Genomic DNA, 8220 nt, shown 5'->3' on the forward strand with positions numbered 1-8220 from the left:
CGGCAGCGCGCCGCCGCTGAATACGCCATCGTCGTCGCCGACCGCATCGACACCGGCGGTGCGCACCGCCAACGGCAAGCCGCTGCCGGCGTTGCCGGCGGCAGGTTCCGGACGCGGCGGTTACTACAAGGACGATGGTCCGGGCGACCAGCCGCCTGAGGGGCTGCTCGATACGCCGGATGCCGATCCCAAGGTCGAACCTTTTTCCAAGGCGGGCAGCCGTCCTTACGTCGTGTTCGGCAAAACCTACACGCCGATTACGGACGACCGCCCGTTCAAGCAGCGCGGCATCGGCAGCTGGTACGGCAAGAAATTCCACGGCCAGAAAACCTCGTCGGGCGAGCTTTACGACATGTACAAGATGACGGCCGCCCATCCGACCTTGCCGATTCCGTCGTACGCGCGCGTCACCAATCTGAAGACCGGCGCCCAGGTCATCGTGCGCATCAACGATCGCGGGCCGTTCCATTCGACCCGCATCATCGATCTGTCGTACACCGCCGCATTGAAGCTGGGTTATTTGTCGTCGGGCAGCAGCGAGCTGGAAGTGGAGCGCCTGTTACCGGACGAGATCGCGCGCATGGCGGAGAACAAGCGTAACGGCATTACGCCTGCGCCGGCGCCGATGAACACGGCCAATGCCGCCCCTGCAACATCGGCGGTGTCGGTGGGCAACGTCGCGCCGCAAGGACAGATCGTGCCGATTGCCATGACGACGCCGGCAGCGGTGCAAGCAAGCGGCGGTACGTCAACCGGCGAAGCGGGGGCAGCGAACACGGCGAACACAACCGGCACGCCACTGGCCAGCGGCTTCTATTTGCAGTTCGGCGCTTACGCGCAGGAAGCCAACGCCCGCAGCGCGCGCGACAAGCTGATGCAAAGCCTGAGCGGCGCCGTCGACAAGCTGGAAACCGTCGTCGTCAACGGCCTGTATCGTTTGTATGCCGGTCCTTACGCCAACCGCCCCGCAGCGATGGACGCCGCGCAACTGATCCGCCAGCGCGCCAACGTCACGGGTTTCGTGGTCGAGCGCTGATCCGCGTTCGTTTTTCATTCATCAATCGCCGGAGTACGCATGCATCCTTACCTCTTGCTGGGCATCGCCATCGTGTCGGAAGTCATCGCTACCTCCGCCTTGCGCGCGTCCGATGGTTTTACCAAGCTGATTCCGTCAGTGACGGTGGTGATCGGTTACGCGCTGGCGTTCTTGTTCCTGTCGATGACGCTCAAGACGATACCGGTCGGTATCGCTTATGCGATCTGGTCCGGCCTCGGCATCGTGCTGATATCGGTGGTGGCGTATTTCGTCTATGGACAGACGCTGGATACCCCGGCCATCATCGGCATGGCGCTGATTCTGGCGGGGGTATTGGTGCTGAATCTGTTCTCGAAGTCGACGGCGCACTGAGTCTCTCGATTTCTCGACGGACCGGACGCGCCGGACTTATTCGGCCGCATCCCGCAACTGCAAAGCGCGCTCATAGAGCGCGTTTTTCTTTTGGCCGGTGATTTGCGCCGTCAAGGCGGCGGCTTGTTTGACCGGCAACTCCGCCAGCAGAATGTGCAGGATGCGCTCGGCATCGGCATCGGCGACAGCGTCTTCACCGGCGGTCGCGCCTTCCACCAGGATCACGAATTCACCGCGCTGGCGATTGGCGTCCGCCGCCAGCCAGGCCGGCGCATCGGCCAGCGCGCAGCGGTGGATGGTTTCGAACAGCTTGGTCAGTTCGCGCGCCAGCACGATCTGGCGCTGCGGGCCGAAGGCCTGCAACAGCGCGTCGACGGTTTCCACGATGCGATGCGGCGCTTCGTAGAACACCAGCGTGGAGGCGTCCTGCGCCAGTTTCAGCAAGGCGGTTTCGCGCTGCTTGCTCTTGTTCGGCAAGAAACCGACGAAATGGAACTGATCGTTGACCAGGCCGCTGGCCGACAAGGCCGTCACAGCCGCCGACGCGCCGGGCAGCGGCACCACGGTCAGTCCGGCGGCGCGCACCGCTTCCACGATGCGCGCGCCCGGATCGGACACCGCCGGGGTGCCGGCGTCGGACACCAGCGCAATGCGTTCGCCTTGCTGCAGGCGGCCGATGATCTTGGCGGCGGCTTCGCGTTCGTTGTGTTCGTGCGCGGCGATGAGCGTCTGGCTGATGCCGTAGCGGGTCAGCAGATGGCTGGTGTTGCGGGTGTCTTCGCAAGCCACGGCATTGGCGATCGACAGGACGTGCAAAGCGCGCAACGTCATGTCGCAAACATTTCCGATGGGCGTGGCCAGCACATATAATGCCGACTCAGGATAGGTTTGTTGCGCGGCTTCCGCCAGGACGGACGAAGCAAGCGACGTGATGGATGTAACGGCGGCAACAGCGGCAACGGATGCGTTCGGGTTGGGGAGACTCATTGGAGAAGATAATGTTGGGAAAATGGGCGAAAGTCATCTTGCTGACCGCGCTGCTGAGCGGATTGTGCGCTTCCGTGCAGGCAAACACAACCGTCGCCGACGATGACGCTGCATCTGCGCCTGTAGCTGCATCCGTCGTCGCGCTGCCCGACAACATGCAGTCGCCCGTGCGCGTGGCTTTGTTGCTGCCGCTGCGTTCCAGCGTGTTCGGCGCCGCCGCCGATGCCGTACGCACCGGTTTCCTGACGGCCTCCGAGCGCAAGAAAGGCAATCTCGTCATCACCATCATCGAAACCGGCGACGCCGCGCAAGACGTGCTCAACGCCTATAACGACGCCTCCGGCAAATACGACATCATCGTCGGCCCCTTGTCGCGCAGCGCGGTGACGGCGCTGGTGCAGTCGGCCGCCGTGCGCAAGCCGACCATCGCACTGGCCCAGCCGGATCTGCCAGACGCCGCCGACCAGCATTCGCCGCGCCAGATGGTGATGATGGGTTTGTCGATCGAAGAAGAAGCGCGCCAGGTTGCCGCCTGGGTCGAACATGAAAAGACCCCCGGCAAGATCTTCGCGGTGTCCACCAGCATCGCCTGGCAGCGCCGCGCCGTCAAAGCCTTCACGCAACAGGCGCGTCAGCAGGGGCTGACGGTGGAGAACCTTGAGTTGAGCGTCCCCAACAACGCCCTCAGCGCCACCGGCCTGGCGCAACTCGGACAGCGCATCCAGGCCGAGAAACCGGCCCTGCTGTTCGTCGCCCTCGATGCGGCGCAGACCATCCAGCTGCGCAGCGCCATCGGCAACGACGTGGTGCTGTACGGTACTTCGCAGCTTAATCCGCTGACCTTGGCCGGCGCCACGGCCGCCATCAATGCCGCCGCAAATAGCGCTGCTGCAGGAACCCCGCCGGCTGCCGACAATCGCTTGCCAGAGCTCGACGGCGTGCGTCTGATCGACATGCCGTGGCAATTGCAGGCGGACAATGCCGCCGTCATGGCTTACCCGCGTTCCGTCGCCAATGCCGACGTCAAGCCGAACGCCGATCTGGAGCGCCTCTACGCGCTCGGCATCGACGCCTTCCGCGTCGCCAGTGAAATTGCCTTGCAACGCTCGGGCTTCGACATCGACGGCGTGACCGGCCAGATCAACGTCAACATGGCGGCCGGCGCGACTTACTTCCAGCGCAAGGAAACCCAGGCCGTCTATCAGGACGGCGTCGCCGTGCCGGTTGCCAATCAACGCTGACGGACTAAGCGCATGAGCTTGTTCGACCGGTTCCGCGGCGGCCGCAATCAACGCACCAGCAAGCAAGTCAGCGGCGACGCGGCCGAAGACGATGCGCTGGCGTTCCTGTTGAAACAGGGCCTGGTCGAAGTGGAACGCAACTTTCGTTGCAAGGGTGGTGAAATCGACCTCATCATGCGCGAGCGCGACACGATTGTTTTCGTCGAGGTGCGCAAGCGCAGCAACAGCGACTTCGGCGGCGCGCTCGCCAGCGTCACACGGACGAAACAAAAACGCCTGATCATTGCCGCACAGGTATTCCTGCAGCGTTATCGCATGCCTCCCGATTGCCGTTTCGACGTGATCGGCTATGACGGCGACCGGATGACCTGGCTGAAAAATGCCGTGGAAGCAATATCTGAAGCATTTTGATACGCTTCTTTACCCCTCGCAGCAGGGAGGAGCAAGCCAACTACACTATAATTGGCGGGCCTGTTGCCGTTGCAGGCCGGGTCGGATCGCTTTTTCTTCCCTTCCATGCCGGCAACCTGACCGGGACGAACCAGGGACTGTCGTTCTTCATGCACTGTTAAATACTCTCGCACCATGACTAATCAACGTATCCTTTCGCACTTCCAGGAAAGTGCCGAACTCAAGATTCATTCCGCTTCCGTATTGGCGCAGCCGATCGAGCAGGCAATTGAACTTATGTTCACAGCGCTGTCGAACGGCAACAAGATTCTTGCCTGCGGCAATGGCGGATCGGCGGCAGATTGCCAGCATTTCGCTGCCGAACTGGTAGGGCGTTTCGAACGTGAGCGCCTGCCGCTGCCGGCACTGGCGCTGACCACGGATACCTCGATCCTGACTGCAGTCGGCAACGATTACAGCTACCTGGAAATTTTCTCGAAGCAGGTGCAGGCCTTCGGCCAGGCCGGCGACGTGTTGCTGGCGTTCTCGACTTCGGGCAACTCCGGCAACGTGCTGGCCGCAATTGAGGTGGCGCAGGAGCGCGACATGCGCGTGGTGGCGCTGACCGGCAAAGGCGGCGGCGCCATCGGCAAGAAACTTACCGACGCCGATGTGCATATCTGCGTGCCGCATGACCGCACCGCGCGCATTCAGGAAGTGCATCTGGTGACTCTGCATTGTATTTGCGACGGTATCGACGTTGCGCTATTTGGAGGTGATGTGAATGAATGATGTCAAGGCAGGTTGGTTGAAATGGCGTCGTCCGCTGGCGGCAGCCGCCGTCTGCGGCATGGTGGCCATCGGGCTGCAAGGCTGCTTCGGCGTACTCGCCGGCGGCATGCTTGCCGGCACCTTTGCCGCCACGGATCGCCGCACGCTGGGTGCGCAGACCGAAGACAAGTCGATCGTCGTCAAGGGCGAAGCCAATATCCCTGACGTGGTCGCATCCGGTTCCCACGTCAACGTGACCAGTTTCAACCGCAAGGTCCTGCTCTCCGGCGAAGTGCCCGATGAAGCGTCGAAAGCCGCCGCCGAACGCGAGATCAAGAGCCTGCCCAACGTCAACGGCGTGTTCAACGAGCTGGTGATCTCCGGTTCGTCGGGCTTCTCGGCGCGCTCCGGCGATGCCCTGATCACCAGCAAAGTGCTGGCCAGCCTGGTCGACGACAAAGAGTTGTACGCCAGCGCCTTCAAGATCACCACCGAGCGCGGCATCGTCTACATGATGGGACGCGTGACCGAACGCGAAGGCAAGCGCGGCGCCGAAATCGCCAGCGGCGTCAGCGGCGTGCAAAAAGTCGTGACGCTGTACGAATACATTTCGGAAGAAGAACTGAAGCAATATACCAGGCAGCCGCCGCCGGATCCTGCGAAATAATCAGGAGCCGATCCGACGCCATTGCGTCGGAAGCAATGCAGGAATCGCCGCTGTCGCCAATATCGCCGACAGCGGCTTTTTTTTACGCCGTTGTTGCTCGGGGTTGCCCGGGAAGCCGCCTCCGGCACGAAGCGGGAAGCCCGTCTATAATGGTTCGATAGTGATGGCCGTCGTATTGTCAGGTTGACAATGACGACAAGTCAGCAGTAAGCAGTACTTACAACGGAAAAGACATGGAAGCTCAGCACGCCACCACCTCTGTTACCGCCGCAGTTACCAGCGCCGCGCCGCGCAGCCGCCTCGCGCTTAAGCTCGGCGGCGTCGCCGTCGTTGCCGCCATTGCGTTGTTCGGCTATACCTCGTTGTCGGCGAAGAACACCGCGCCCGACGTGACCTTCGTCAAGCTCGACGGTCAGAAGGTCGCGCTCAAGGATTTGCGCGGCAAGGTCGTCATGGTCAATTTCTGGGCCACCAGCTGTACGACTTGCGTGGGCGAAATGCCGCAGATGATTTCGACCTACAACAAGTACAAGGATCAGGGCCTGGACTTCGTCGCCGTGGCGATGAGCTACGATCCGCCGAACTACGTGCTTAATTACACCGAAACGCGCAAGCTGCCGTTCAAGGTTGCGCTCGATCCGCAAGACACGCTGGCCAAGGCCTTCGGCGACGTCAAGCTGACCCCGACCACCTTCGTGATCGGCAAGGACGGCAGCATCCTGAAACGCTATGTGGGCGAACCGCAATTCGCCGAATTGCATCAGTTGCTGGAGAAGGCGCTGGCCGCCTGATTCATCCGACACGGAGGAAAATAAAAAGCGCCGGTCTGAACCGGCGTTTTTTTATGCGTGCAGCGATATCAGACGCTGACTGTTGTCAGAACTGTTCCCAGTCTTCTTCCGCTTTGGACGGCCCCGTCTGTTTCAGCTTGGGCGCTGCTGCCGTTGCAAGCTTCGCCGGCTTGCGCACGGGCGTAATGTCCACGGTGCGCAGTGCAGGCTTCGGCGCCAGACGGGTGCTGTCCAGTTTGAAGACGCTGACCACTTGCGTCAGCATGGTGGCTTGATCCTGCAATGACTGCGCGGCGGCAGCGGCCTGTTCCACCAGCGCCGCGTTTTGCTGCGTGGTCTCGTCCATCTGGGTGATGGCCTGATTGACCTGCTCGATGCCGTCGCTCTGCTCCTGGCTGGCCGAGCTGATCTCGCCGACGATGTCGGTCACGCGGCGCACGCTGGCAACGACTTCGGTCATGGTTGCGCCTGCCTGCACCACCAGTTTGCTGCCGACATCGACTTTCGATACCGAGTCGTCGATGAGCGTCTTGATTTCCTTGGCGGCGGCGGAAGAGCGCTGCGCCAGGCTGCGCACCTCGGATGCCACCACTGCAAAGCCGCGCCCTTGCTCGCCGGCGCGCGCCGCTTCGACGGCGGCGTTCAAGGCCAGGATGTTGGTCTGGAAGGCGATGCCGTCGATCACGCTGATGATGTCGACGATCTTCTTCGACGAGGCATTGATCGCGCCCATGGTGTCGACCACCTGGCCGACGACGCTGCCGCCCTGAACCGCGACTTCCGACGCCGACACCGCCAGTTGATTGGCCTGGCGCGCGTTGTCGGCATTCTGCCTGACGGTGGAGGTCAGTTCTTCCATGGCGGACGCCGTCTCTTCCAGCGAACCGGCCTGGCTTTCGGTGCGTGCCGACAGATCGAGATTGCCGCTGGCGATTTCGCTGGAGGCCGTGGCGATCGTGTCGGTGCCGCTGCGCACCTTGCCGACGATGGTGAGCAGATTGTCGTTCATGGTCTTGAGGGCTTGCAGCAACTTGCTGGTCTCGTCCTTGCCGCTGCCGTCGATGTGCGAGGTCAGATCTCCGGATGCCACCGTTTCCGCGATGCCGACCGCCTCGTTGAGCGGACGCGTGATGCTCAGCGTCAGCAGCCAGCCGAGGATGCCGCCGAGGATCAGTTCAATCGCGCCCAGACTCAGCAACAAGGTGCGTCCCGACTGGTAGCTATCGTTGATATGTTGCGCAGCCTGGTCAATGACCTGGGTCTGGTAGTTGGCGTACTTCATCACGCTGCCGGAGTAATCGTCCATCATCTTGACCAGCTTGGTATTGGTCAGTTGCTTTGCTTCCTCGGCGTTTCCGGCCGCCTTCATCTTGAAAATATCCTCGCGTGCGTTGCGGTACGCGGAACGCAGCTTGCCGACTTCGTCGAACAATTGTTTTTCTTCCGGCGAGGAAATGGCGGTTTCCACACGTTTCTGGATGTCGCTGACCTTCTTCGATTCCGCGTCGATCTGGGTTTGGAAGTACTTCTGGAATTCGGCGTCCTCGCTGCGCATCACCGCGAAGGTGCGCACGCCGTTTTCCTTGATGGCGGCGTGCCATTGCGAGGCATTGCGTTCTTTTTGCAAGGCATTTTTTACCATGTCGTCGGTGGCGTCGCCGATGCCTTGCAGGCGCCAGACGCCGATGCCGACCATGACCGCCATCAGCATCAACATCGCAATGAAACCGATGCCCAGACGTACACCTATCCTGAAGTTTTTCATGCCTGTCTCCTTATCCGTGTGCCGGCGCTATTGATCGCACCGGTCGCGGTTTGTATTTCTGCGCCTTGGCGGCGCAGGCATTGATATTTCTTCTTATTGGCAAATTCAGCGTATCACAGGAGCGTGTCGCCAAATTGCAGGATAGCCGCCCTTTGTCGTGCCTGTTAACGCTTTATCAAGATCATCGGCGGCGGCTGCCA

The 8220-nt window shown here is 61.6% G+C and carries 9 protein-coding genes; 7 read left to right on the plus strand and 2 right to left on the minus strand.

The genetic code is table 11. The features are described from left to right. Both PMI16_RS09650 and PMI16_RS09655 read left to right on the plus strand, forming a co-directional pair. Window positions 1-1036, plus strand: a 1036-nt coding sequence (locus PMI16_RS09650; RefSeq protein WP_007878946.1) for a septal ring lytic transglycosylase RlpA family protein, incomplete at its 5' end; no start/stop codon positions are given. Between the two features lie 39 nt (window positions 1037-1075). After that, on the plus strand, window positions 1076-1408 hold the full coding sequence (locus PMI16_RS09655; RefSeq protein WP_007878948.1) for an SMR family transporter: 333 nt from the start codon (window positions 1076-1078) through the stop codon (window positions 1406-1408). A gap of 36 nt (window positions 1409-1444) precedes the next feature. On the opposite strand, the gene rsmI is transcribed toward PMI16_RS09655, so the two are convergent. Continuing rightward, entirely contained in the window at window positions 1445-2395 is a 951-nt protein-coding gene (gene rsmI / locus PMI16_RS09660; RefSeq protein WP_007878949.1) for a 16S rRNA (cytidine(1402)-2'-O)-methyltransferase, read from the minus strand. Between the two features lie 11 nt (window positions 2396-2406). Between rsmI and PMI16_RS09665 the strand changes: the two genes are divergently transcribed. The 5 genes from PMI16_RS09665 to PMI16_RS09685 all read left to right on the plus strand — a co-directional run bounded on the left by PMI16_RS09665 (window position 2407) and on the right by PMI16_RS09685 (window position 6255). Further along, a complete protein-coding gene (locus PMI16_RS09665; protein ID WP_007878951.1) occupies window positions 2407-3636 on the plus strand; it encodes a penicillin-binding protein activator in 1230 nt (409 codons plus the stop codon). Between the two features lie 12 nt (window positions 3637-3648). Continuing rightward, a complete protein-coding gene (locus tag PMI16_RS09670) occupies window positions 3649-4047 on the plus strand; it encodes a YraN family protein (protein WP_007878953.1) in 399 nt (132 codons plus the stop codon). A 174-nt stretch (window positions 4048-4221) separates the two neighbouring features. Further along, window positions 4222-4818 (plus strand): phosphoheptose isomerase, encoded by a 597-nt coding sequence (locus PMI16_RS09675; protein ID WP_007878954.1) that lies wholly within the window; start codon window positions 4222-4224, stop codon window positions 4816-4818. Then, a complete protein-coding gene (locus PMI16_RS09680) occupies window positions 4811-5464 on the plus strand; it encodes a BON domain-containing protein (RefSeq protein ID WP_007878956.1) in 654 nt (217 codons plus the stop codon). Before PMI16_RS09675 ends, PMI16_RS09680 begins: the two co-directional genes overlap by 8 nt. A 233-nt stretch (window positions 5465-5697) precedes the next feature. Then, window positions 5698-6255, plus strand: a complete 558-nt coding sequence (locus tag PMI16_RS09685; protein WP_007878958.1) for a peroxiredoxin family protein — start codon at window positions 5698-5700, stop codon at window positions 6253-6255. A gap of 85 nt (window positions 6256-6340) precedes the next feature. Here PMI16_RS09685 and PMI16_RS09690 read toward each other — a convergent pair whose 3' ends face one another. Further along, window positions 6341-8020, minus strand: a complete 1680-nt coding sequence (locus PMI16_RS09690; protein ID WP_007878960.1) for a methyl-accepting chemotaxis protein — start codon at window positions 8018-8020, stop codon at window positions 6341-6343. Window positions 8021-8220: the final 200 nt, after the last annotated feature.

It is taken from the genome of Herbaspirillum sp. CF444 (assembly GCF_000282135.1).
GTDB lineage: Bacteria > Pseudomonadota > Gammaproteobacteria > Burkholderiales > Burkholderiaceae_D > Herbaspirillum.

What these genes read in the sequence shown, in the direction of transcription:
- PMI16_RS09655 (WP_007878948.1), top strand. Translation starts at nt 1,076, where the DNA reads ATGCATCCTTACCTCTTGCTGGGCATCGCCATCGTGTCGGAAGTCATC.
- rsmI (WP_007878949.1), bottom strand. Translation starts at nt 2,395, where the DNA reads ATGAGTCTCCCCAACCCGAACGCATCCGTTGCCGCTGTTGCCGCCGTT.
- PMI16_RS09665 (WP_007878951.1), top strand. Translation starts at nt 2,407, where the DNA reads ATGTTGGGAAAATGGGCGAAAGTCATCTTGCTGACCGCGCTGCTGAGC.
- PMI16_RS09670 (WP_007878953.1), top strand. Translation starts at nt 3,649, where the DNA reads ATGAGCTTGTTCGACCGGTTCCGCGGCGGCCGCAATCAACGCACCAGC.
- PMI16_RS09675 (WP_007878954.1), top strand. Translation starts at nt 4,222, where the DNA reads ATGACTAATCAACGTATCCTTTCGCACTTCCAGGAAAGTGCCGAACTC.
- PMI16_RS09680 (WP_007878956.1), top strand. Translation starts at nt 4,811, where the DNA reads ATGAATGATGTCAAGGCAGGTTGGTTGAAATGGCGTCGTCCGCTGGCG.
- PMI16_RS09685 (WP_007878958.1), top strand. Translation starts at nt 5,698, where the DNA reads ATGGAAGCTCAGCACGCCACCACCTCTGTTACCGCCGCAGTTACCAGC.
- PMI16_RS09690 (WP_007878960.1), bottom strand. Translation starts at nt 8,020, where the DNA reads ATGAAAAACTTCAGGATAGGTGTACGTCTGGGCATCGGTTTCATTGCG.